The organism is Cupriavidus sp. SIMBA_020, assembly GCF_046535395.1.
Lineage (GTDB): Bacteria > Pseudomonadota > Gammaproteobacteria > Burkholderiales > Burkholderiaceae > Cupriavidus > Cupriavidus campinensis.
The window spans coordinates 1-24238 of sequence record NZ_JAWRWU010000008.1 but is presented as its reverse complement, the minus strand read 5'-3'; the positions used below and the strand labels follow the sequence as shown (position 1 = coordinate 24238).

22 protein-coding genes and 1 pseudogene are annotated in these 24238 nt (G+C 66.2%); 4 read left to right on the top strand and 19 right to left on the bottom strand.

The genetic code is table 11. The annotated features are described in order from the left end of the window. Positions 1 to 6 precede the first annotated feature (6 nt). The 4 genes from SB751_RS16555 to SB751_RS16540 all read right to left on the bottom strand — a co-directional run bounded on the left by SB751_RS16555 (position 7) and on the right by SB751_RS16540 (position 4371). Positions 7 to 735: an amino acid ABC transporter permease gene (locus SB751_RS16555; protein ID WP_144197202.1), complete on the bottom strand. Its 729-nt coding sequence runs from the start codon at positions 733 to 735 to the stop codon at positions 7 to 9. Between the two features lie 66 nt (positions 736 to 801). Beyond that, entirely contained in the window at positions 802 to 1701 is a 900-nt protein-coding gene (locus SB751_RS16550) for a glutamate/aspartate ABC transporter substrate-binding protein (RefSeq protein ID WP_144197201.1), read from the bottom strand. Between the two features lie 289 nt (positions 1702 to 1990). After that, on the bottom strand, positions 1991 to 3298 hold the full coding sequence (locus tag SB751_RS16545) for a Glu/Leu/Phe/Val family dehydrogenase (RefSeq protein ID WP_144197200.1): 1308 nt from the start codon (positions 3296 to 3298) through the stop codon (positions 1991 to 1993). Between the two features lie 122 nt (positions 3299 to 3420). After that, complete coding sequence (locus SB751_RS16540; protein WP_144197199.1) at positions 3421 to 4371, bottom strand: LysR family transcriptional regulator; 951 nt, start codon at positions 4369 to 4371, stop codon at positions 3421 to 3423. Positions 4372 to 4548: 177 nt separating this feature from the next. On the opposite strand from SB751_RS16540, the gene SB751_RS16535 reads away from it, so the two are divergent. Together SB751_RS16535 and SB751_RS16530 are read left to right on the top strand one after the other, a co-directional pair. Next, on the top strand, positions 4549 to 5079 hold the full coding sequence (locus tag SB751_RS16535; RefSeq protein ID WP_144197198.1) for a cysteine dioxygenase family protein: 531 nt from the start codon (positions 4549 to 4551) through the stop codon (positions 5077 to 5079). A 6-nt stretch (positions 5080 to 5085) separates the two neighbouring features. Then, positions 5086 to 5544, top strand: a complete 459-nt coding sequence (locus SB751_RS16530) for an Lrp/AsnC family transcriptional regulator (protein ID WP_144197197.1) — start codon at positions 5086 to 5088, stop codon at positions 5542 to 5544. A gap of 18 nt (positions 5545 to 5562) precedes the next feature. Here the strand turns inward: SB751_RS16530 and SB751_RS16525 are convergent, their stop codons facing one another. From SB751_RS16525 to SB751_RS16510, 4 genes are all read right to left on the bottom strand, one after another. Further along, positions 5563 to 6336, bottom strand: coding sequence for an ABC transporter permease (locus SB751_RS16525; protein ID WP_144197196.1), 774 nt, complete (start codon positions 6334 to 6336; stop codon positions 5563 to 5565). 15 nt (positions 6337 to 6351) lie between these two features. After that, complete coding sequence (locus SB751_RS16520; RefSeq protein WP_410748231.1) at positions 6352 to 7269, bottom strand: ABC transporter ATP-binding protein; 918 nt, start codon at positions 7267 to 7269, stop codon at positions 6352 to 6354. Then, complete coding sequence (locus SB751_RS16515; protein WP_211943430.1) at positions 7266 to 8324, bottom strand: ABC transporter substrate-binding protein; 1059 nt, start codon at positions 8322 to 8324, stop codon at positions 7266 to 7268. The genes SB751_RS16520 and SB751_RS16515 overlap by 4 nt, the downstream gene beginning before the upstream one ends. Before the next feature lie 182 nt (positions 8325 to 8506). Next, positions 8507 to 10408, bottom strand: coding sequence for an ABCB family ABC transporter ATP-binding protein/permease (locus SB751_RS16510; protein ID WP_144197194.1), 1902 nt, complete (start codon positions 10406 to 10408; stop codon positions 8507 to 8509). Positions 10409 to 10571: 163 nt separating this feature from the next. Between SB751_RS16510 and SB751_RS16505 the strand changes: the two genes are divergently transcribed. Continuing rightward, entirely contained in the window at positions 10572 to 10910 is a 339-nt protein-coding gene (locus SB751_RS16505) for an acyl-CoA thioesterase (RefSeq protein ID WP_410748254.1), read from the top strand. A gap of 18 nt (positions 10911 to 10928) precedes the next feature. Here SB751_RS16505 and SB751_RS16500 read toward each other — a convergent pair whose 3' ends face one another. From SB751_RS16500 to clsB, 7 genes are all read right to left on the bottom strand, one after another. After that, the gene (locus tag SB751_RS16500) at positions 10929 to 11705 is read right to left on the bottom strand and encodes an enoyl-CoA hydratase (protein ID WP_144197192.1); all 777 of its coding nucleotides are present in this window, start codon (positions 11703 to 11705) and stop codon (positions 10929 to 10931) included. Between the two features lie 41 nt (positions 11706 to 11746). Then, a complete protein-coding gene (locus SB751_RS16495) occupies positions 11747 to 12703 on the bottom strand; it encodes a DegV family protein (RefSeq protein WP_250025039.1) in 957 nt (318 codons plus the stop codon). A gap of 137 nt (positions 12704 to 12840) precedes the next feature. Then, a complete protein-coding gene (locus SB751_RS16490) occupies positions 12841 to 14040 on the bottom strand; it encodes an acetyl-CoA C-acyltransferase (protein WP_211943436.1) in 1200 nt (399 codons plus the stop codon). Between the two features lie 21 nt (positions 14041 to 14061). After that, positions 14062 to 16488, bottom strand: a complete 2427-nt coding sequence (locus tag SB751_RS16485) for a 3-hydroxyacyl-CoA dehydrogenase/enoyl-CoA hydratase family protein (protein WP_144197189.1) — start codon at positions 16486 to 16488, stop codon at positions 14062 to 14064. 85 nt (positions 16489 to 16573) lie between these two features. Then, positions 16574 to 18361 (bottom strand): acyl-CoA dehydrogenase C-terminal domain-containing protein, encoded by a 1788-nt coding sequence (locus SB751_RS16480; protein ID WP_144197188.1) that lies wholly within the window; start codon positions 18359 to 18361, stop codon positions 16574 to 16576. 88 nt (positions 18362 to 18449) lie between these two features. Then, a complete protein-coding gene (locus SB751_RS16475; protein WP_092291837.1) occupies positions 18450 to 19040 on the bottom strand; it encodes a TetR/AcrR family transcriptional regulator in 591 nt (196 codons plus the stop codon). 379 nt (positions 19041 to 19419) lie between these two features. Further along, the gene (gene clsB / locus SB751_RS16470; RefSeq protein ID WP_410748230.1) at positions 19420 to 20751 is read right to left on the bottom strand and encodes a cardiolipin synthase ClsB; all 1332 of its coding nucleotides are present in this window, start codon (positions 20749 to 20751) and stop codon (positions 19420 to 19422) included. A 93-nt stretch (positions 20752 to 20844) separates the two neighbouring features. Between clsB and mobB the strand changes: the two genes are divergently transcribed. Next, positions 20845 to 21354, top strand: a complete 510-nt coding sequence (gene mobB, locus SB751_RS16465) for a molybdopterin-guanine dinucleotide biosynthesis protein B (RefSeq protein ID WP_144197186.1) — start codon at positions 20845 to 20847, stop codon at positions 21352 to 21354. A gap of 10 nt (positions 21355 to 21364) precedes the next feature. Here the strand turns inward: mobB and SB751_RS16460 are convergent, their stop codons facing one another. The 4 genes and pseudogenes from SB751_RS16460 to SB751_RS16445 all read right to left on the bottom strand — a co-directional run. Next, positions 21365 to 22123, bottom strand: coding sequence for an endonuclease/exonuclease/phosphatase family protein (locus tag SB751_RS16460; RefSeq protein ID WP_410748229.1), 759 nt, complete (start codon positions 22121 to 22123; stop codon positions 21365 to 21367). Continuing rightward, positions 22120 to 22593, bottom strand: a complete 474-nt coding sequence (gene nudB / locus SB751_RS16455; RefSeq protein WP_144197185.1) for a dihydroneopterin triphosphate diphosphatase — start codon at positions 22591 to 22593, stop codon at positions 22120 to 22122. Before nudB ends, SB751_RS16460 begins: the two co-directional genes overlap by 4 nt. Before the next feature lie 47 nt (positions 22594 to 22640). Continuing rightward, positions 22641 to 23558 (bottom strand): hypothetical protein, encoded by a 918-nt coding sequence (locus SB751_RS16450; RefSeq protein ID WP_144197184.1) that lies wholly within the window; start codon positions 23556 to 23558, stop codon positions 22641 to 22643. A gap of 159 nt (positions 23559 to 23717) precedes the next feature. Next, positions 23718 to 24238, bottom strand: a pseudogene (locus SB751_RS16445) (DUF2235 domain-containing protein); the annotation flags it as partial.

The following is a 24238-nucleotide window of genomic DNA, read 5'->3' as shown; positions in this document are numbered from 1 at the left end:
GCCCCTTTACTTGCCGCCGATGAAGCCCGGCACGCGGGTCCGGCGTTCCACCCAGCGCATGATCAGCATGACCGTCACGTTGATCAGCATGTACATCACTGTGACCGCGATGAACGATTCATACGGACGCGCCGTGTAGTCCACCAGCTGGCGGCCCTGCGCGGCGAGTTCCAGCAGGCCGATCGTGGAGGCCACCGCCGAGTTCTTGAAGATGTTCAGGAATTCGGAGGTCAGCGGCGGCACGATGACGCGGAAGGACATCGGCAACAGCACGAAGCGGTACGTCTGCGCGAGCGTGAAGCCCATCGCCAGGCCGGCGTTGCGCTGGCCCGGCGGCAGCGAGTTGATACCCGAGCGCACCTGTTCGCAAACCCGGGCGGCCGTAAACGTGCCCAGGCAGAGCATGGCGGCCAGGAACTGCTGGGTGAACGGGTTCATCTGCTTGATCGCGTCGCCGAACGGCAGCAGCTCGGGAATCACGAAATACCAGATGAACAGCTGAACCAGCAGCGGAATGTTCCGGAAAATCTCGACATACGTCGCGGCAATACCCGACAGCAGCTTGTTCGGCACCGTGCGCAGCACGCCGAGCACCGAGCCGATGACGAGGGCGATGGCCCACGAGGTGAGGCCCAGCGCGATCGTCACCTTGAGACCGGAAATCATCCAGTCCAGGTACGTCTCGTTCTGCGCGGCCTGCTCGAGGAACACTCCCCAGTGAAAAATGTAATCCATAGTGCGTCCTTCAAAAAGAAACGGAAGGACTTCTCCTTCCGTTTCGCACTGCTCTGATCACAGGGATCAGTCGAGTGCCTTGTCGTTCGGGTTCTTGAAGAGCGCCTTCATGTCTTCGGACAGCGGGAAGTCCAGGTTCAGGCCCTTCGGCGGTACCGGTTGCATGAACCACTTGGTGTACATCGTGTTGATCGAGCCGTCCTTCATCAGGCCGGTGATCACGGTGTCCGTCACCTTCTTGAACGGGGCATCATCCTTGCGGATCATGCAGCCGTACGACTCGCGCGATTGCGGCTTGCCAACGACGATCCAGTCGGCCGGGTTCTTGGCCTTGGCGCGTTCGCCGTAGAGCAGCGCGTCGTCCATCATGAACGCCACGGCACGGCCCGACTCCAGCGTCAGGAACGACTGGCCATGGTCCTTGGTGCTGATGATGTTGGCGCCCAGCTTCTGCTCGTCGTTCATCTTGCGCAGCAGGCGCTCGGACGTCGTGCCAGCGGTGGTCACCACGTTCTTGCCCTTCAGGTCGGCCCAGTCCTTGATGCCGCCATCCTTCTTCACCATGATGCGGGTGCCGATGATGAAGATGCTGGTCGAGAACGAGACCTGCTTCTGGCGTTCCAGGTTATTGGTCGTGGAACCGCACTCGATGTCGATCGTGCCGTTCTGCAGCAGCGTGATCCGGTTCTGCGAGGTAATCGGAATTTCCTTAACCTGCAGGTTCGGCAGCTTCAGCTGGTCCTTCACGGCTTCCACGATCTTCATATTGATATCGTAGGAATAGCCCACCTGGCGCACGCCGCCAAGGTTGTAGTTGAACGGAATCGAGGAATCCCGCACACCCAGCGTAATAACACCCGTGTCCTTGATCTTCTGCAGCGTGCCCGTCAGCGGCTCTGCAGCCTGCGCGGTACCGCACAGAATACCCGCAGCAACCGCCAGGCTAGCCAGCTTGGCTACATTCATAACATCTCCTTGACCATGAAGAGAAAGGCGGGACTCTAGCAAAAAAAACGCCCCACCGGCGAAACAGTATTGCTTAGCTCGTGACCCAAGACAACGGGTTTTTCCCCTAACTGGTGCCTGTGCGGGCATGGTTGCGCGGCATTGCGCCAAAATGCGACACAACTGCAATGGTTCCGAGAACAAAAAAACGCGGCTGCCGGAAAACTCCGGCCGCCGCGTCCTTTCATGTCGGGGAATGGATCGATGCTGCATCGCAACATCGATCCACCCCTTTCATTGCCCGTTTCAATCAGGGATACAGGCCGCGCATCTCGCGCGCCTGCAGGATTCGCGTACAGGCAACGATAAACGCAGCCGTCCGCAGCGTGACCTTATTGTCCTGGGCAACCTGCCAGATCGCCCGGAAGGCCTCTTGCATGATTCGTACCAGGCGCTCGTTGATCTCCTCCTCGGTCCAGAAGAAGCTCGAGAAATCCTGCACCCATTCGAAGTAGGACACGGTCACGCCGCCGGCATTGGCGATGACGTCCGGGCAGACCAGGATGTTGCGCTCGCGCAGGATGTCGTCCGCCTGGGGCGTGGTCGGGCCGTTGGCGCCCTCGATCACCAGCTTGGCCGTAATCTTGGGCGCGTTGGCAGCCGTGATCTGGCCTTCCAGCGCGGCCGGGATCAGGATGTCGCACTCCACTTCCCAGAACCGCTCGGTGGTCAGCACTTCGCCCTGGAAACCGTCGATCGTGCCGCTGTGCGACGCGTATTCCATCATCGCCGGCACATCGAGGCCGGCCGGGTTGTACAACGTGGTGCGGTGGTCCTGCACGGCCACCACCTTGGCTCCGGCCTCGTGGAACAGCTTGGCTGCCACGGCGCCCACATTGCCGAAGCCCTGCACGGCCACGCGTGCGCCCTTGATGTCCATGCCGAGGTTGCGGGCGGCTTCCGAGCCGACCACGAACACGCCGCGGCCGGTAGCCTCGTGACGGCCCAGCGACCCGCCCAGCGAGATCGGCTTGCCGGTCACCACGCCGGTGGCCGTGCTGCCCGAGTTCATCGAGTAGGTATCCATCATCCAGGCCATGACCTGGGCGTTGGTATTCACGTCCGGCGCCGGAATATCCTTGGTCGGGCCGATGATCAGGTTGATTTCACTGGTGTAGCGGCGCGTCAGGCGTTCCAGTTCGGCCGTGGAGAGCGTGCGCGGATCCACGCGGATGCCGCCCTTTGCACCACCGTAGGGCACATTGACGGCGGCATTCTTGACCGACATCCACGCCGACAGGGCCATCACCTCGGACAGCGTCACGTCCTGGTGGAAACGCACGCCGCCCTTGCCGGGGCCGCGCGAGAGGTTGTGCTGCACGCGATAGCCCTCGTAGTGGGCGATGGTGCCGTTGTCCAGTTCGATGGGCACGTCCACGATCAGCGCACGCTTGGGGCGCTTCAGCGTTTCCACCCAGCGGGCCAGCGAGCCCAGGTAGGGCGTGACGCGGTCGACCTGCTGGAGGTAGATGCCCCAGGGCCCGAGCGCGTCGGCGTTCAGGTACGAAGGCAGGGTGTGGGAGGCGATGGACGGCTTGGACGGTGCTGCGGAAGACATCGTTGAGTTCCGAGTGAAGGTGACACGCAGAATATCGGCGCCTCCATATCGGAATCCAATGCCGTTTGCTCATCCCGCCCTGCAGCATTATGCAAGGCTTGCATAACCTTGCGCCCCGGCCCTCAAGCTTGCGTCGTCAACGAAGCCCAGACCTTGTCCACCAGCTGGCGCTTGCGCCGGCTCTGGCCGCCGCGCCGGTCGTTGCCGGCATCGGTGGGCCGTTCGCGGTAGAGCCGGATCTCCATGTCGATGGACTGCGGCAGCCCGCGCGCGGCCTCGGCCCGCACCAGCCGGCCGGCGTGCACGTCGTCCCGGACCGCGCTCTCGGGCAGGAAGGCCATGCCGTGGCCGGCCAGCGCCATGACCTTGAGCGCCTCGGCCATGTCGGTCTCGTAGCATTTGTCGAGCTTGAGGGTGTCTGCCGACTCGGACAGCAGCATGTCCACCATCCGTCCCAGGAACGCATTGGGCGTGTAACTGAGGAACGGCACCGGCTTCTTGTCGGTGCCGGGCAGCCGGAACACGGGCCGGCCGGCGCTGTCGGGCACGCTGTAGGGCGACAGCCGCTCGGTGCCGAGCACCAGCATGTCGTAGTGGGCCGGATCGAGCTGGATGGCCTGGCGCGGGTGGTGGTAAACCATGACCAGGTCGCAGCCGCCCTCCACCAGCATCAGCACGGCATCGTGGACGTTCAGCGCCCGCAGCCGGCACGGCAGCGTGCCGACCTTGCGCTCCACGCCCTTGAGCCATTCCGGGAAGAAGGTCAGCGACAGCGTGTGCGGCACCGCGAATTCCAGCACCTGGGCGTTGGCCGAGCGCTGGCCGCGCATCAGCGCCCGGGTCTCGCTGACCTGGGCCAGCATGGCCAGCGCCTGCTCGTAGAACACCTTGCCGGCGTCGGTCAGGGTGGTCGGGTAGCTCGAGCGGTCGATCAGTTCGGTGCCCACCCACGCCTCGAGCGACTGAATGCGCCGCGAGAACGCCGGCTGCGTGACATGCCGCAGCTCCGCCGAGCGCGAGAAGCTGTGCGTCTCGGCCAGGCTGACGAAGTCTTCAAGCCATTTGATTTCCATGGCGCGGATTATCGCTTGCCGGCCGCCCGGCTGCACGATAAGCAAATCCATTCCAATTTCTTGCCGATTATTGGAACATGATTACAATCTGAGCATGTTTTGGACGACAGATTGGATATTCTTGCTCAGAGGGGCCGACTAAGATGAATGTGATCCCATCCTGCCCTCGCATCCGCCATGCAGCCATCCGTCCTCCCTTCGTCCTTCTCCCTGCTCGCCACCGGCATGGAGGCCACACTGGCCCAGAGCGCGCGGATGGTAGCGACGCACGTGGCGGCCAGCCTGCCGGACGCCGACACCCTGCTCGCCAGCCTGCCCCCGGGGGCGCTCGAAGGCAGTCCGGACCGCTACACGCGGCATCTGGTCCATGCCGATCCGTTCGAGCGGTTCTCGGTCATGGTGCTGGTCTGGCGGCCGGGGCAGTTCAGCCCGGTCCACGGCCATCGCACCTGGTGCGCCTACCGCGTGCTGCGCGGCACGCTGGCCGAGCGCCACTACCGCTGGAACCCGCAGGACCGCACCGCCACGCAGGTCAACGCCGTCACGCGCGAGGCCGGCGATACTTTCAGCGTGCCAGCCGGCCTGCAGCACATCCACGCGCTGGGCAATGCCAGCGACGCCGTAGCGGTGTCGCTCCACATCTACGGCGTAGACCAGGACCGCATCGCCACCGGCGTGAACCTGCTGGTGGATACCATCGTCAGTTGAGGATTCATGGACCGCTATGACCGCCAGATCCTGGAGATCCTCCAGGAAGATGCCACCGTGCCCGTCGCCGAGATTGGCGAGCAGGTCGGCCTCACGTCCACGCCGTGCTGGCGGCGGGTGCAAAAGCTCGAGGAATCGGGCGTGATCCGCAAGCGCGTGGCGCTGCTGGATGCCGGCAAGCTCAATGTGGGCGTGACCGTGTTCGTGTCGATCCGGACCAACCAGCACAACGTGAAATGGCTCAAGGCCTTCCACGGGCTGGTGGCGTCGATCCCGGAAGTGACCGAGTTCTACCGCATGGCGGGCGACACGGACTACCTGCTGCGCGTGGTGGTGCCCGATATCGCCGCCTACGACGCCGTGTACAAGAAGCTGATCCAGGGCGCGGAACTGGCCGATGTCAGCTCCAGTTTCGCGATGGAACAGATCAAGTACACGACGGCGCTGCCGCTGGACTACGCCTGACGACCATCCGAGCGCGCATCAGCCCCGGTGCGCCCAGCCCGTCATGCGCTTTTCCAGCACCGCGAACAGCTCGTACATCCCCATCGCCATCACGGCGATGACGACCAGGCCCGCGAACGCCAGCGGCATCTTCATCGCCGAGCCGGCGGAGACCAGCAGGTAGCCGATGCCCTCGTTGGCGGCGCTCATCTCGGACACCGTGGTGCCAACGAAGGCCAGCGTGATGGCCACCTTCAGCGAGGCGAAGAAGAACGGCATCGCGCGCGGCAGGCCCACCTTGAGCAGCACGTCGCGGCGCTTGGCGCCGAGCACGCGCAGCACGTCCTCGAGTTCCGGCTCCAGCGTGGCCAGCCCGGTGGCGATATTGACCATGATCGGGAAGAACGAGATCAGGAACGCCGTGAGGATGGCCGGCCCGGCGCCCAGCCCGAACCAGACCACGAGGATCGGCACGAAGGCGGCCTTGGGCAGCGCGTTGAAGGCAGTCATCAGCGGGTAGGTGGCCGCGTAGGCCAGCTTCGACGAGCCCATCAGCAGGCCCAGCACCACGCCGACGCCAATCGCCAGTCCAAAACCAACCATCGTGGTCCAGAAGGTGCGCCAGGCATGGCCGGCGATTACGCCGCTGTATTCGGCCAGCGAGGCGGCGATGGCCGACGGGCTCGGCAGGATGAAATCGGAGATCTGGAAGACGAGGCACGCGCCCTGCCAGAGGATCAGGAAAGCCCCCAGCAGGAGCCACGGCGCCACGCGCTGTACGCGCTTTGCCTGGGTGGAAGTCATGGTTGCCATGGTGTGGATCGCTTCTTATTGCTGGCGGACGTGGCCGATCTTCTCGCGCAGCTCGTGCACGCGTTCGGCGAACGGTTCGGAATAGGTGACGTCCAGCGCACGCGGACGCGGCAGGTCGATCTCCTTGCGCAACAGGATGCGGCCCGGGCGGGCGCTCATCACGTAGACCGTGTCGGCCAGGAACACGGCCTCCCGCAGGTCGTGCGTGACGAGGATGACGTTGAAGCGCTGGGCCTGCCAGAGGTCGCGCAGCACGCACCAGAGTTCCTCACGCGTGAAGGCATCGAGCGCGCCGAACGGCTCGTCCAGCAGCAGCATGCGCGGCTGGTGGATCAGCGCGCGGCAGATCGACGCGCGCTGCTGCATGCCGCCGGACAGCTGCCACGGGAACTTGTCCTCGTAGCCCGCCAGGCCGACGGTCTTGAGCAGGTCGCGCGCCCGGGCCTCGTACTCCTTGCGCCTGGCGCGCATGGTGGAGCGGTACGGCTCGACGATCTCCAGCGGCAGCATCACGTTGTCGAGCGTGGTGCGCCACGGCAGCAGCGTCGGCGCCTGGAAGGCCATGCCGACCTGCTTGAGCGGGCCGCTCACCTTCTGGCCGGCGATGCTGACCACGCCGCGTGTGGCGGGCCGCAGCCCGGTGGCCAGCTTCATGAAGGTGGACTTGCCGCAGCCGGACGGCCCGACGATGGCGATGAACTCGCCCTGCGCCGCCTGCAGCGAGATGTCCTCCACGGCAAACTCGCCACGCCGCGCCAGTTCGTCGTCATAGGCGAGCCAGACGCGGTTGAAGTCGACGAACGGCTTGGGGCGAGCCTCGGGAGCCTCGGGAGCCTCGGGAGCCTCGGGAGCCTCGGGAGCCTCGGGAGCCCCGGTGGCCCCGGTAGCCGCCCCGCCCGAGGCGGCAGACAGGTTGTCTCGCGCCATCATCATCGCAGGACGTCCAGTTCGGCGGCGGAAGGCAGGTAGGCGTCGGTCCAGAGCGTGTCCGGGTTGATCCGGCCCTTGGTGCCGAACGCATCGGCCACCTGCGACGCCATCAGCGAAAGGCGCGGCTTGCTCACGCGGCCGAAGCCCTCGGCCCTGGCATCCGGCGACTTCACCACGCTGTCCAGCGCCAGCTTCAGGCGGCGCACTTCCAGCTTCTCGTCGATGATGCCGTCACGGGCCTTCACTGCCTTGATGCCTTCCTCGGGGCTGGCGATCACGTCGCGCGCGGACTTGGAGAACGCGCGCAGGAACGCCTTGACCGCCTCCGGGTTGCTCTTCAGGAACTGCTCGGAGGCGATGATGGCGTTGCCGTACAGCTTCACGCCGAACTGCGGGTACGGCAGCACGACGATGTCCTCATCCTTCACGCCACGCGCGTTCAGGTTCAGGATCGACGTGAACGAGAAGCCGGTGATGGCGTCCAGGTCGCCGCGCGTGAGCATGGTCTCGCGCAGCGTGGGGTCCATCGCCTGCCAGTTGAACGACTGGGCCTGCAGGCCGTTGGCCTTGGCGAAGATCGGGAAGGCGCGGCGGCCGGCATCGAACACCGGGGCGCCAAGCTTCTTGCCGGTGAGGTCCCTGGGCGCGCGGATGCCGGACTTCTTCAGCGCCAGCACGGCGGCCGGCGTGTTGTTGTAGACCATCATCACAGCCACCGGCTTGTTCTTGGCGTCCGGGTTGTTGCCGTAGAACTCCATCACCGAGGCCAGGTCGGCGAATCCCATGTCATAGGTGCCGGAGGCCACGCGGTTCACCACGTTGCCCGAGCCGTTGCCGGCGTCGATGGACACGTCGAGCTTCTCCGCCTTGTAGTAGCCCTTCTGCTCGCCCAGCAGGAACAGCGCGGACGGGCCCTCGAAACGCCAGTCGAGCTGGAAGCGGACCTTGGTGGCGGCTTGCGCCTGAGCGGTGCCTGCACAGAGTGTCGACAGCACCATGGTGGTGCCCAATGCGGTGCACAGCTTCAGCAGATGACGACGCGCGGCGAATTGCGGCATGAACCTTCTCCAGTTGTTGATCTCTCCTGGGAAGGCATTTCGCAAGGCGCGTGCCAGCTTTTCACATGGGTGTCATGCCCCGATCCGGGGCACGCGCGCCGTGCATTGACGAACCATGATTGTGCGTGGGGGTCTGTGGGCCGGGGTTGCCGACAGGGATTGTCGACAATCCCAAGCCAATCTCAGGCGTCCTGCGTGGCGTCCCCGACGTCGATGGCGAGCACGTCGGACGGCGACGCCGCCTCCACCGCCCCCTCCGCCGCACTGCGCGCCTGGATCAGCCACATCTCCGCGTAGCGGCCGTTGGCGCGCATCAGCTCGGCATGCGTGCCGCGCTCGACGATGCGCCCGTGATCCATCACCAGGATCTGGTCGGCGTGGACCACGGTGGAGAGCCGGTGGGCGATCAGCAGCGTGGTGCGGTTCTGCGCCAGCCGCATCAGTTCGGCCTGGATGGCCTGCTCGGTGCGCGAGTCAAGTGCCGAGGTGGCTTCGTCGAACACCAGGATCGGCGGATTCTTGAGCAGCGTGCGGGCGATGGCCACGCGCTGCTTCTCGCCGCCGGACAGCTTCAGGCCGCGCTCGCCCACCGGGGTGTCGTAGCCCTGCGGCAGTTCGCGGATGAAGGTGTCGATCTGGGCCGCTCGCGCGGCTTCGATGACCTCGTCGCGCGTGGCCTCCGGCCGGCCGTAGGCGATGTTGTAGTAGATGCTGTCGTTGAACAGCACGGTGTCCTGCGGCACGATGCCGATCGACGCCCGCAGGCTCGACTGCCGCACGTTGCGGATGTCCTGGCCATCGACCTCGATCCCGCCGCGCGTCACATCGTAGAAGCGGAACAGCAGCCGCGCCAGCGTGGACTTGCCCGAGCCACTATGACCGACCACGGCGGTGGTCGTCCCCGCCGCGATGGTGAAATCCACGTCATCCAGGATCACCCGGTTGCTCTCGTAGCCAAACCCCACATGGCGGAAGCGCACCTCGGCGCCGCGCACCTGGAGCGGGAGCGCGCCGGGCGTGTCGGCCACCTCCTGGTTGGTGCCGAGCAGGACGAACATGCGATCCATGTCGGTCGTCGACTGCTTGATCTCGCGGTAGATCACGCCGAGGAAGTTCAGCGGGATATAGAGCTGGATCATCAGCGTGTTCACCAGCACGAGGTCGCCCAGCGTCAGCGTGCCGGCCGCCACGCCCACCGTGGCGCGCCACAGGATCAGGATCAGCCCCAGTGCGATGATCGTCTGCTGGCCGAAGTTCAGGAACGACAGCGAGTTCTGCGAGCGGATCGCGGCGGTGCGGTAGGTGCGCAGGTTCTCGTCGTAGCGACGGGCCTCGTATTCCTCGTTGCCGAAGTACTTCACGGTCTCGAAGTTCAGCAGCGAGTCGATGGCCTTCTGGTTGGCGCGCGAGTCCAGCTCGTTCATCTTGCGCCGGAAGTGCGTGCGCCACTCGGTCACGACGATGGTGAAGACGATGTAGCCGACCAGCGCGCAGGTGGTGATCGCCGCGAACCAGATGTCATAGCGGACCACGAAGAAGCCGATCACCAGCGACATTTCCACCAGCGTGGGCAGGATGCTGTACAGCGAGTACGAGATCAAGGACTGGATGCCGCGTGTGCCGCGCTCGATGTCGCGGCTCATGCCGCCGGTCTGCCGCTCCAGGTGGAAGCGCAGCGACAGCGCATGCAGATGGCGGAAGACCTGGAGCGCGATCTCGCGCACCGCGCTCTGCGTCACCTTCGAAAAGAGGATCTCCCGCAACTCGGTGAACAGCGTGCCCGACAGCCGCAGCACCCCGTAGGCGACAATCAGGCCGACCGGCACCACGAGCAGCGCGGCGGTATCGCCGGGGGCGATGTTCATGCTGTCGATCAGCTTCTTCATCAGCACCGGCACGCCGAGGTTGGCCACCTTGGCCGCCACCAGGCAGGTCAGCGCCAGCATCACGCGCCACTTGTAGTGCCAGACGTAGGGCAGCAGGTTACGGACGGTCTGCCAGTCGCTGCGGGGCTTGCCGCCGGCGGGGAACAGCGATTTGGCCGATTCGGGGGGCGAATCGGCGGACGTGGAGTAGCGGCGCATACGTTAGAATTCTTGCCAATGCCGCGATTGTCGCAGAGATCGCACAACCCGGCAGGCCATGACATTCCCCCGCACCCCGCCTCACCTTCCTGCCGATATGAACCATCCTGCCCCGCTCTCCGAATTGCCCGCCGGCAAGAACCCCGCCCTCCGCGTGGTGCCGATGCCCGCCGACGCCAATGTGCATGGCGATGTGTTCGGCGGCTGGATCATGTCCCAGGTGGACATCGCCGGCTCGATCCCGGCGGTGGAGCGCGCCCAGGGCCGCGTCGCCACGGTGGCGGTGAACTCGTTCCTGTTCAAGCACCCGGTGATGGTGGGCGATCTGGTGAGCTTCTATGCCGATATCGTCAAGACCGGCCGGACCTCGATCACCGTGTCGGTGGAGGTCTACGCGCAACGCATGCGCCACAGCAATGAATGCGTGAAGGTGACGGAGGCCACGCTGACGTACGTGGCCACCGACGACACGCGGCAGCCGAGAATGCTCCCGACTGCCTGAAGCACCAACGCCCGCGTCCTAGCTGAACTTCGAGAAATCGGGCTTGCGCTTCTCGAAGAACGCCGAGAACGCCTCTTTCGCTTCCGGCGCCACCAGCATGCGCCGGAACACCTCGCCCTCCTCGCCCATCTTCCGCTCCACGGCGGCCACGTCGTCGCCCTTCATCAGCCGCTTGGTCTCGCGCAGCGACGACGCCGGCAGCGCGGCCAGCTTGGCCGCCTGCTGGCGCACATAGTCCTGCAGCTCCCCCACGGGCAGCACCTTGGTCACCAGACCCATCGCCAGCGCCTCCTGCGCGCTGAACGCCTCGCCCAGCAGCAGCTTCTCGGCGGCGCGCTGGTAGCCCACCAGACGCGGCAGCAGCAGGCTCGACGCCGCCTCCGGGCACAGGCCAAGCTGCGCGAACGGCAGCGACAGCTTCGCCGTGTCCGAGGCGTAGACGAGGTCGCAATGCAGCAGCAGCGTCGTGCCGATGCCCACCGCCGCGCCACTGACCGCCGCCACCACAGGCTTGCTCGCGTGGCTGATCGCATGCAGGAACTGGAACACCGGGGCCGGCGTGCCATCCGTGCCGTGCGACGGCGGGCGCTTCATGAAGTCCTCGAGGTCGTTGCCGGCGGTAAAGATCTCCGGCTTGCCCTCGATCACGATCACGCGCACGGCGGGGTCGGTCTCCGCCGCGCGCAGCGCATCGGCCATGGTCTGGTACATCGCGGCCGTGATCGCATTCTTCTTGTCGATGCGGTCGAAGCCAATGGTCAGGATGCCCTGGTCGATTCGTGTGGCAATGCTCATGTCAAACCTCGTCTGTCTCGTCTAGCTCATTGGGATGCCGCTCATACATACGGTGGCGGCACTTCGGAAAGATAACCAATGCTGAACGCGCCGGCGCCGATATTCAACGCCACGGTCAGGCTCATCGGGGCCAGCATCAGCTCCACGCCGGCGCGCTCGGCCGTGGCGGCCAGCGCCTGCCACGCGGGCCACGCGCGCACCTCGTCGATATTGCCGGCATAGGCCACCGAGATGTCCGGTGTCAGCAGGCAGCCGGCACGCACGCAGCTCTCGGCATGGGCCAGCAGCCGGCGAATGCCTTCCTCCTGCCCGCGCGCCTTGCCAATTGCCTCGGTCTCGCCCTGGTGCATGCGGATGATCGGGCGGATGTTGAACGCATTGCCCAGCATGTAGCGGCCCCAGGTAATGCTGTTCTCGCCCTTCTGCTTGGCGCGCGTATACATATAGAGCAGCTCGTTCGGCACCATGATCATGTGCGCGGCGTCGCGCAGGCGCGTCTCCACGGCGTGGGAGATGTCGGCGCCATCGGCGCCGTCGGCCAGCATGCGGGCCACCTCGCGCACGATCAACGCCTGCCCCGGCCCGATGGCGCCGGTGTCGATCACGGTCAGGTCGAACAGGCCGCTGCGCCCGGCGTCCTTGCGCAGCTTGAAGCTGCGCGCCACGGTGCCGACCACGGCGCCGGTGGCGTTCGCGTAGAACTTGCTGCGCGTGCTGGCAATCGTCAGCAGGATGGCGCGATCGCAGCCGGCCACCACGTGCCGGAGCAGATGGTCTTCCAGCTCGCGTTCGAGCAGGGGGATCGATTCGGCGTAGTGGTCCTGCTTGCCGACCAGATACTGCTGGTACAGGTCGGGCAGCGCGGCTTCATCGCGGGTGTCGACCACGAAGCGGTCGCCGGCGCGAATCCGGAAAGGGATGGTATGGACGCCCAGCGCGTCCATCATTGCGCGCGGCATGTCGCATGCCGCGTCGGCCAGAATGGCTGTCTCCTGCATATTATTGTGCTCCTCCGTATCAAGCGTTCCAGTGTGTGGCTTCTCCGCATCCATCGCACTACGTTCTTCACCTGATCAGAGGGTTCGGGACAGCCCACCCGCCGGGCTGTCCCGGTGGCGCGCTGCCCGTGGCGCGTTTAAACGCGCTCGAAGATACCGGCGGCGCCCATGCCCGTGCCCACGCACATGGTCACCATGCCGTACTTGAGATTGTGGCGACGCAGCGCGTGCACCACGGTGGCCGAGCGGATCGCGCCCGTGGCACCGAGCGGGTGGCCCAGCGCAATCGCGCCGCCCATCCGGTTGACCTTGGCCGGGTCCAGCGCCAGGTCACGCATCACCGCCAGCGACTGCGCGGCGAAAGCCTCGTTCAGCTCGATCCAGTCGATCTGGTCCTGCGTCAGGCCCGCCGCGCGCAGCGCGGCCGGAATCGCTTCCTTCGGGCCAATCCCCATGATCTCGGGCGGCACGCCCCGCACCGCGAACGACACGAAGCGGGCCAGCGGCACGAGGTTGAACTGCTTGAGGATCTTTTCCGAGACCAGGATCAGCGCGCCGGCGCCGTCCGACGTCTGCGAGCTGTTGCCGGCCGTCACGCTGCCCTTGTTGGCGAACACCGGGCGCAGCTTGCCCAGGCCTTCCAGCGACGTGTCAGGGCGCGGACCCTCGTCCAGCGAGATAGTACGCGTCTTGACGCCGACCTGACCAGTGGCGAGGTCCGGGAACTTCTCGGTTACCTCGATTGGGGTAATTTCATCGGCAAACTCCCCGGCCTGCTGCGCGGCCATCGCCTTCTGGTGCGACGCCAGCGAGAACGCGTCCTGGTCCTCGCGGCTGACCTTCCACTGGGTGGCCACCTTCTCGGCGGTCAGGCCCATGCCATAGGCGATGCCGACGTTCTCGTCCCGCGTGAAGATCGACGGGGACATGGACGGCGTGTTGCCCATCATCGGCACCATGCTCATCGATTCCACGCCGGCGGCGATCATCACGTCCGACTCGCCCACGCGGATGCGGTCCGCGGCCATCGCCACGGCCGACACGCCCGAGGCGCAGAAGCGGTTCACAGTGATGCCGCCCACGGTGTTCGGCAGGCCGGAGAGCAGCGCGCCGATGCGCGCCACGTTCAGGCCCTGCTGGGCTTCGGGGATGGCGCAGCCCACGATGGCGTCCTCGATCAGCGCCGGGTCGAGGTTGGGTACCTGCGCCACGGCGGCGCGCAGGATCATGGCGAGCAGGTCGTCAGGCCGGGTGTTCCGGAACGCGCCCTTGGGGGCCTTGCCAATTGGCGAACGGGTGGCCGCGACGATGTAGGCGTCTTGCAGTTGTTTCATGATGTCGGTTCCTATTCTGGCCTGTTAGTTGCGCACGGGCTTGCCGGTCTGCAGCATGCCCATGATGCGCTCCTGCGTCTTGCCCGTGCCGAGCAGCTCGATGAAGGCGCGGCGCTCCAGCGCCAGCAGCCAGTCCTCGCTGACCAGCGAGCCGGCCTCCACGTCGCCGCCGCACACGGCCTCGGCGATGCGCGTGGCGATCAGGAAATCGTGGGCCGAGATGAAGTTGCCGTCGCGCATGTTGACCAGCGACGCCTGGATGGTGGCGATGCCCGAGCGGCCCGCCACCGGCACCAGCGCGCCGGGCACCGGCGCACGGTAGCCGGCGTTGGCCAGCGCGCGCACTTCGCTCTGCGCCACGTACAGCAGTTCGTGGACGTTGAAGACGATGGTGTCGGTCGGCTGCAGATAGCCGATCTGCTGCGCATCGAGCGCCGAGGTGGACACCTTCGCCATCGCCGCCGCCTGGAAGCGGTTGGTCAGGAATTGCAGGTAGTTGGTGCTGCCCGCCGCCTGCGCCGCACGCGCGGCAGCCAGCGCTGCCTCCTTGAGGCCGCCGCCGGCCGGGACCAGGCCCACGCCCACTTCCACGAGACCGATATAGGTTTCGAGCGCCGCCACGCGTTTGGCCGAATGGAGCATCAGCTCGCAGCCACCGCCGAGCGCGATGCCCGACGCCGCCGCCACCACCGGCACGGCCGAATACTTCACACGCATCATGCCGTCCTGGAACTTCTTGACGAACGGCTCGATGCCCTTGGCGCCGCCCATCATGAACGCGGGCATGGCAGCTTCGAGGTTGGCGCCGGCCGAGAACGGACCGCCGGGCGCGCCCAGCTGCAGCGAGGTCGGCTGCCACACCACCAGGCCCTTGTAGCCGGCTTCGGCCAGGTCGATGGCGCGCGTCAGGCCGTCGATCACATCGGGCCCGATCGTGTTCATCTTGCTCTTGAAGGACACCACCAGTACGTCGTCGGCGCCGGCGCTGGTCCAGATGCGCACGGCATCGTTCTCTTCGACAGTCTTGCCAGCCTTGCGTGGATCGGCCGCGTCAGTGCCGCGCAGCGCCGCGCGGAACACCTGGCGCTGGTACACCGGCAGTTCGGCGCGCTGGACGAACGAGCTGGTCGCCGGCGACCAAGAACCCTTGGCGCCATGCACGCCCTGGTTCTCGGCCACGGCGCCGCTGAACACCCAGGCGGGCAGCGCGGCGTTCGACAGCGCCTTGCCTGCATCGACATCTTCCTTGACCCACTCGGCCACCTGCTTCCAGCCGGCGGCCTGCCAGTCCTCGAACGGACCCGAGTTCCAGCCGAAGCCCCAGCGGATGGCCAGGTCCACGTCAGCCGCCGAACCGGCGATCTGCTCGAGGTAGACGGCGATGTAGTGGAACACGTCGCGGAACACGCTCCACAGGAACTGCGCCTGCGGGTTGGTCGATTCGCGCAGCAGCTTGATGCGCTCCGCCGGCTCCTTCTTGAGCATGCGGACCACGATCTCGTCGGCCTTCTTGCCCGACTCCACGTACTGGCCGGTCTTGGCGTCCAGCACCTTGATCGCCTTGCCTTCCTTCTTGTAGAAGCCGGCGCCGGTCTTCTGGCCCAGCGCGCCCGCATCGACCAGCCCCTTCAGCACGGCCGGCGTCTGGTAGACCGGGGCGAACGGGTCGTTGGTCAGATTGTCCTGCATCGTCTTGATCACGTGCGCCATGGTGTCCAGGCCCACCACATCGGCGGTGCGGAACGTGGCGGACTTGGCACGGCCCAGCTTGGAACCGGTCAGGTCGTCGACGACATCGAACGGAATGCCGAACTTCTCGGCCTCGGCGAACACGGCCAGGATCGAGAAGATGCCGACACGGTTGGCGATGAAGTTCGGCGTGTCCTTGGCGCGCACCACGCCCTTGCCGAGCGTGGTGGTCAGGAAGGCTTCCAGGCGGTCGAGGATCTCGGGCTGCGTGGTGGCCGTCGGGATCAGTTCCACCAGATGCATGTAGCGCGGTGGATTGAAGAAGTGCACGCCGCAGAAGCGGGACTTCAGGCCGGCGTCGAAGCCGTCGGACAGCGCGGTAATCGACAGCCCCGAGGTATTGGTCGCGAAGATCGCCTGCGGGGCCAGGTGCGGGGCCACCTTCTTGTAGAGGTCGTGCTTCCAGTCCATGCGCTCGGCGATGGCTTCGATCACCACGTCGCACTCGCCCAGCAGGGCGATGTCATCTTCGTAGTTCGCGGCGCGGATCAGGCCGGCCTCATCCTTGATGCCGAGCGGCGCGGGCGAGAGCTTCTTCAGGTTCTCGATGGCGCGCAGGGCGATGCCGTTCTTGGGGCCTTCCTTGGCGGGCAGGTCGAACAGCACCACGGGCACACGGGCGTTGACCAGGTGGGCGGCAATCTGCGCCCCCATGACGCCGGCACCCAGCACGGCGACTTTCTTGACGATGAAATTGGACATGCGCGCTCCTCAGTCTGTGAGCGTTGAGAGGATGTGAGGTACGGGCAGGCGCGGCGGCGGATGGCCGCACGCGCCTGCCGGCAAATCAGAACAGGTCGGCGTCCAGCGCCATCAGCGTGGCCGAGCCGGCGCGCGCCTTGCGGATCTCCGCGGCGGTTTCCGGCAGCAGCTTGGCGAAGTAGAACCGCGCCGTGGCCAGCTTGCTGGTGTAGAACTTGTCGCCGCTGCCCTCCTTCTCGAGCGCGAGCCTGGCCATGCGGGCCCAGAAATACGAGAACACCAGGTGCCCCACCACGCGCAGGTACGGCACGGCGGCCGCGCCCACTTCGTCCGGGTTGCCCATGGCCTTCATACCGATTTCCATGGTCAGCTTCTGCACCTTGTCGCCAAGGTCGGCCAGCGGGTTCACGAACTCCTGCATCGCCTCGTTGGTGCCCTCTTCCTCGACGAACTGCTGCACGATCTTGCCGAACGCCTTCATCTTGGCGCCCATGTCGCCCAGGATCTTGCGGCCCAGCAGATCCAGCGCCTGGATCGTGTTGGTGCCTTCGTAGATCATGTTGATGCGGGCGTCGCGCACGTACTGCTCCATGCCCCATTCGGCGATGTAGCCGTGGCCGCCGAACACCTGCATGCCCTCGTTGGTCGAGGCGAAGGCGTTATCGGTCAGGAACGCCTTGATCACCGGCGTCAGCAGCGCCACGAGATCGCCGGCTTCCTTGCGCACGGCGGCGTCGGGGTGCGACAGCTCGCGGTCGATCTGCAGCGCGGTCCAGTAGCTGAACGCGCGGCCGCCCTCGACATAGGCCTTCTGCGTCAGCAGCATGCGGCGCACGTCCGGGTGCACGATGATGGGGTCGGCGGGCTTCTCAGGCGCCTTCGGGCCGGTCAGCGCGCGCATCTGCAGGCGGTCCTTCGCGTAGGCCAGCGAGTTCTGGTACGCCACCTCGGTCAGGCCCAGGCCCTGGGCGCCCACGCCCAGGCGCGCGGCGTTCATCATCACGAACATCGCGTTCAGGCCCTTGTTCGGCTCGCCCACGAGCCAGCCGCGTGCGCCGTCCAGGTTCATCACGCAGGTAGCGTTGCCGTGGATCCCCATCTTGTGCTCGATGGAGCCGCACTTGATGCCGTTGCGCTCGCCCGGGTTGCCGCTGGCATCGGGGATGAACTTCGGTACCACGAACAGCGAGATGCCCTTGGTGCCTTGCGGGGCGTCCGGCAGGCGGGCCAGCACCAGATGGATGATGTTCTCGGCCAGGTCGTGTTCGCCCGCCGAGATGAAGATCTTGGTGCCCGAGATCAGGTAGGAGCCATCGGCCTGCGGCTCAGCCTTGCTGCGCAGGATGCCGAGGTCGGTGCCGCAATGCGGCTCGGTCAGGCACATCGTGCCGGTCCACACGCCGGACACCAGCTTGGGCAGGTAGGTCTGCTTCAGTTCCGGCGTGCCGTGGGCATGCAGCGCCTCATAGGCGCCGTGCGAGAGGCCCGGGTACATCGTCCACGCCTGGCCGGCCGAGTTCAGCATCTCGTACAGCGCGTTGTTGATGATGATGGGCAGGCCCTGGCCGCCGAACTCGGGGTCGCAGGCCAGCGCCGGCCAGCCGGCTTCGACGTACTGCCGGTATGCCTCCTTGAAGCCCTTGGGCGCGCGGACCACGCCATCGCCCTCGTAGGTGCAGCCCTCGCGGTCACCGGGCTGGTTCAGCGGGAAGACCACGTCGGCGCAGAACTTGCCGGCTTCCTCGATAACCTGGTTGATGGTGTCCGCGTCGATGTCGGCGTGCGTCGGCATCGCCTTGAGTTCGGCTTCTGCGCCGAGCAGTTCATGGAGCACGAACTGCATGTCGCGCAACGGTGCGGTGTACTGGCCCATCAAAAACTCCTTGGAGGTTTGCGATGCCGCCACGTGCACGCGCCGCGCCGCCTGCAGGGAGGGGGCGAGACCGTTGCCGGGGGCGGCGTCAGGTACGGTAAGACTGAATCAGTTTGTTGAGCGCGACCATGGCAAGTTCGGCGCTGTCCGGCAGGCGCAGGAAACGGGCGTCGTGATGCAAGCCTAGTTCAAGGCTGTACATCTCGAACAGCATCGTGCGCGGATCGCAGTCCGCGCGCAGGTGCCCCTCCTCCTTGGCCTGGTCGATTGCGCGCATCAGCGCGGCCCGCCAGATCGTGACGCTCTTGACCAGCTCGTCACGCACCGGGCTTTCCGCGCGATCGTCGTACTCGACCGCCCCGCTGATGTAGATGCAGCCCGTGGTCACTTCCTGGATGCGCTTTTCCATCCAGCGCCGCACCATCGACCACAGGCGCGGCAGACCGCGCGGCTCGTGCAGCGAGGGGTAGAACACCTCCTGCTCGAACCGGCGGTGATACTCGCGCACCACTTCCACCTGCAGGTCCTCGCGCGAACCGAAATGCGCGAATACGCCGCTCTTGCTCATCTGCATGCGTTCCGCGAGCAGGCCGATGGTCAGCCCTTCCAGCCCGTCGCGGGACGACAATTCCAGTGCGGCATCGAGAATCGCCACGCGCGTCATCTCACCCTTGCGCAAGGGCGCGGGCGCGGCAGCGGATTCAAGACGGACTGACTGGTGTCGCATGATTTTCTCTCCGTTCTCGCAGCGCCCTTCTCCGGCGCTGCCTATGACCTGACTTTGCTTTGAACCTGGCATTGCGGCTGCCGTAATGCCGTGGCAAGCCGCGAATGCACGCAGTCTAAGCCAAAAAAGAACGGTCGTTCAGATTATTCTGGCGAGGCCGTTTGGCATCAAGCAATTAATTAGACCGGGGTTTCTAAACAGACGGTGCTGGCGCTGCGCTGACCACGCATTGCAGCAACGGCTTAAAACCGCCCGGCACCAGCGCGCGCGGGATGGCACGTGCGGCAGGGCAGCATGGTAACGCCACGCGCGCCGCCATGCGTCGAGGCGCTCAGTAGGGCCCCGTCACCCCGGCGATGACGACGCCGACGCGCAACACATAGTAGGCCGCCCAGTTGGCAAACCGGCGCAGGCGCGGCAGGCCCGCGTGCGCCTCCGGCACCACGCGCGCGCTGCGCTGGGCCATGGCGCGTTCCAGGTGCGCGCGCAGGTCGTTCGCGAAGTGGGTGTCGTAGACGGCCACGTTGGCCTCGCGCGCCAGCAGCAGGCTGAACGGGTCCATGTTGCTGGAGCCGACCGTCGCCCAGGTATCGTCGACCACGGCCACCTTCGCGTGCAGGAAGCTCGCCTCGTATTCGTAGATCTCCACACCCGCCTCGAGCAGGGTGGCATAGAGCGCATGCGTGGCGAAATGCTGGAGCCGGTACTCGACCACCCCCTGGAGCAGCAGCCGCACCCGCACGCCGCGCTCGCGGCAGGCCAGCAGCGCGCGGCGCATCTTGTGGCCCGGCAGGAAGTAGGCGTTGGCCAGGATCACGTCCTGCCGTGCCGCACCCAGCGCGTAGAGGTACTCGCGCTCGATCGTCCGGCGGTTGCGCAGGTTGTCGCGCAGCAGCAACGCGGCCGGCACGCCGGCTGGCTGTATGTTGCGCCGCGCCTGCCGGGCGGCCGTGGTCAGCGTCTCCACCTCGGCGAAGGCGGCGGCGGTCTCGCGCAGGCCGCGGCGCTGGGCAATACGGAACCAGAGCCGGGCGGACGCCAGCGCGATCTGCGCCACCAGGGGCCCGGACACGCGCACCGCGAAGTCGTAGCGCGGGCCGAGCTCGGGCAGATCGAGCGGGCCGTGGTTGTGATCGTCGATGATATTGATGCCGCCGACGAACGCCACGCTGTGGTCGATCACGGCCATCTTGCGGTGGAGCCGGCGCAGATGCCGGCGCGCGAACTTGAAGCCGCGCAGTGGCCGGTAGATCTCGAGCTTCACCCCGCCGGCCCGGAGGCGCTGTTGCAGGGCTTCGGGCATGTCGCCGGCGCCGAAGCCATCGACCACCAGCCGTACGTCCACGCCTCGCTGCGCTGCAGCGATCAGCGCCTCGCTGACGCGCTGGCCTACCCCATCATCGGCATAGATATAGGTCTCCAGCACGACGTGGCGGGTGGCCGCGCCGATGGCGGCGATCAGGGCGGGGAAGAAGGTTTCGCCATTGCGCAGCAGTTCCACGGCATTGCCGGGCACCGGATTGCCGCGCCGGCGGCCCCAGCGCAGCAGCGGCGTGCGAAGGGCGGCGCCAGCCGGCGCTGCCTTGGGGGGAATGGGCGGCGCCGGAGCCTGGGGCGTCGAGGCAGGTGTGGGGCGGTCGACCCGGTCGTAGATCCGTGACATGGCTTGATTATCGGATAACGGGCGGCTCCTGCACATCGCCCTGGCCAACTCTGCTATTGTCGGGCCATTGTGTGGCGGAAAACGGAAAGAATTGTGAAGGTATTCGGCATCGCCGGTGCGTCGGGCAGCGGCAAGACCACGCTGCTGGACCAGCTGATTCCCCGCTTCGTGGCCGACGGCCTGCGGGTAGCCGGCATCAAGCACACCCACCACGGCTTCGACCCCGACACCCCCGGCAAGGACTCCTGGCGCATGCGCGCGGGCGGCTGCGAGAACGTCGTGCTGGTCGGCGCGCGTCACCTGACGCTGATGCGCCACTACCCGGAATCGAAGCCGTCGCCCGAGATCAGCGAGGCGCTGGCCGTGCTGCCGCCCGAGACCGACCTGGTGCTGGTCGAAGGCTATAAATGGAGCGATTTCCCCAAGCTCGAGGTCTATCGGCCCGCCCACGGCAAGCCGCCGCTCTGGCGCGACGTGCCCGGCGTGGTCGCCGTGGCGACGGACGCCCCGGCCGAAGTCGCCACGCAGACGGCGCTGCCGGTACTCGACCTCGCCGACGCGGATGCCATCTACCGCTGGGTCCGCTCCGCGCTGAGCCTGTAACCCCCGGGCGCTACGCCTCGGGAATCGCCACCCGGCGGGCCAGTTCCGCCACCAGCGGCACATGGTCCGAACGCTCGGCCCATTCGCGGCCGGTCAGCGCCTGGGTGCGCTCGATCTCGAATCCCCGTACATAGATCCGGTCCAGTTGCCACCACGGCATATGGCTCGGGAAGGTGTGGATGCGCCCGCTCTTGGCGTGCGCCGACTCCACCGCGTTGAGCGTGTTGCAGATCTGGGCGTCGAGCCGATGGTTCCAGTCGTTGAAATCGCCGGCGATGACCAGCGGCGCTTCGGCCGGCACCACGGCGCGCACGCGCTCCACCAGCGCGCTCGCCTGCCGCGCCCGGCTGCGCGCGAACAGGCCGAAATGCACGCAGATCAGGTGCGCTTCCACGCCGTTGATGTCCGCCACGGCGTGCAGCAGGCCGCGCTGCTCGAAGCGGTGATCCGAGATATCGAGATTTTCCGACATCAGGATCGGATGCCGGGACAGGATGGCGTTGCCGTGATGGCCGTGGTCGTAGACCGCGTTACGGCCGTAGACCGAATGCGGATAGGCATCCGTGGCCAGGTAGTTGAGCTGGGTGTGGTCAGGGTCGAACAATTCGGCGGCGACCAGCCGGTCATTGCGGTCCTGCACTTCCTGCAGGAAGACGATGTCCGCATTCATGGTCTGCAGGCCGGTACGCACATTCTGGATGCGCGGCTTGCCGCTGAATCCCTTCACGCCCTTGTGGATGTTGTACGTGACCACGCGCAGCTTCATCATGCCGCTCCCGAGGTCACATCGAGCCCCGCCGCCGCGCGCCAGGCCAGCTGGCGCACGGCTTCCGCATTGCTGCTGGAGAAGCAGCGCTCGGCGGCCTCCTGCCAGGGCAGCCACGCGTAGCGCAGATGCTCACGTGGCGCCAGCGTCACCGGGAGCGGTGCCGGCACGCACAGCCCGAACCAGTGCTCGGTGTTGCGTGCCACGCCAGGCGCGTAGCGGTGGCGCCACTGGGGGTAGATGTCGTACTTGATGGTGTGTTGCCAGTCGGTCAGGCTATGCGCGCTGGCGATGATGCCGGTTTCCTCGGCCACCTCGCGGGCGGCGGTCACTGGCAGGGGCTCATCCTCGGCGTCCAGGCTGCCGGTGACCGACTGCCAGAAGCCGGGCCGGTCGGCGCGCTCGATCAGCAGGACTTGCAGGTCTGGCGTGTAGATGACAACCAGCACCGATTCGGGAATCTTGTAGGGCATGGGGCGCGTTGGAAGGACAAACCCAAGGATAGCGCAAACCCCTCCGCTCAGGCCGCCGAGCGATCGGCGGCAGGTGCCGGCATCCCGTCTTCCGGCCTGGCGTGGCGCAGCCAGGTTTCGAAAACGTCCGGCGAGTCGCCATGGCCCCACGCCGAACGCAGTTGCTGCATCAGCGGCGCCAGCGCCTGCGTGTAGCGCTGCGAGGCCACGTGGGCATGCTCGGCGAGCGCATCGGTGCTCTCGCGCAATTGCGCGGCCAGATTGGCACGCTCCTGGCCGATGTCCTTCTCACGCTGGCCCAGCTGGTTGTATTTCTGAATCAGGAAGCGCTGGTAATCGCCCGCCTCCACGCCTTGCGCGGCCTGGGCGTTGACCTGCTCGAAGCGCATGACGATGCTGGCGGTCTCCTGTTCGACGTGGGCGGCTTCCGCCACCAGCGCCTGAAGCGCCTCCTGGAGCGTCAGCGCCTCGCGGCGATGGGTCTGGAGCCGGGCGGCTTCATCCTCGAACGTGCGCTGGGCGGTCAGGTAGGCCTGCACGACGGGCTGCGGGGCCACGACCAGCAGCGGGTCCGCACCGCCAGCACGCCGGCCGGACAGCAGCGCGTCCTCGGCCAGGCGCAGGTTGCCGACATCCTCGAGCCAGCGCCCGCGGGCCATGACAGTCGCCACGGTATCGAGCGACAGGCGGCGCAGCGCATCGGCACGCTGGGCCGTGACCGGCTCGGCGCCATCGGGGCCTGTAGCAATGGGATGCGCCGTTTGCGCCGCATGGGCGATGTCGGGCACGCAGGCCGCCACCGTCGTCGCCACCGATTCGGACATCGCCTGCGCCGACTTGCGCACCGCGCGACGCAGCTCGAATTTCGCCAGCAACATCATCACCAGGCCGGCCACCAGCCACGTCAGGATGGTCTCCGCATGCGCCTGCAGGAACTGGCGGATTTGTTCGATATCGAGGTTCACAGATTCGTCCTCCCAGACGGCGCGGCACGGTTGATTATGGGTTTTTCAACCTAGGGAGACATTGTTGCGGGAGGCTTCGTTCCTATTCGTAACAAATGGAAACGAGATTGTTGGCGTTGGGGGGCGCAATCCCTGAGTAATGTCGACGTTTGTTTCAGTTCAGGCCATGGAAGCCATCGCCGAATTCAGCAGATGCTCTGCGCCGGAAGGCGCGATCAGTTCTCGCGGCCTCAGATAACCGCTGTGGTCCACGCGCAGAAACCCCGCGCGCGAGTCGTGGATGTAGTGGTCGAACAGACGGAGCAGGCCCGGCGACAGCTTGGGGGGATTCACCCAGGCTTCCCAGTAGGCGGCTTCCTCGTCGGACAGCGGCTGGTTCATCGGGCTGCGCGGACCGCCGGCCGCATCGATGGTGCGGTCGTATTCGCTGCGATTGGTCTTCCACAGCTCCGTCAGGTAACTGCGCCAGTTCATCGTGTCCACTTCGACCTTCAGGCGTTCATGAAACGCCTGAATGCGTTGCAGCTGCGCCTGTACTTCCGGGTCGGTCGAACACACGTTCGTGTAGATGTCACAAGGCTTCTGTTCGAAGCGCTCCTTCAACCAGCCATAGTAGAGGCGCATGTGTCTGAAGATCTGCGCCTCGAGCGTGCCGCCGGCATCGACATGGCTCATGTATT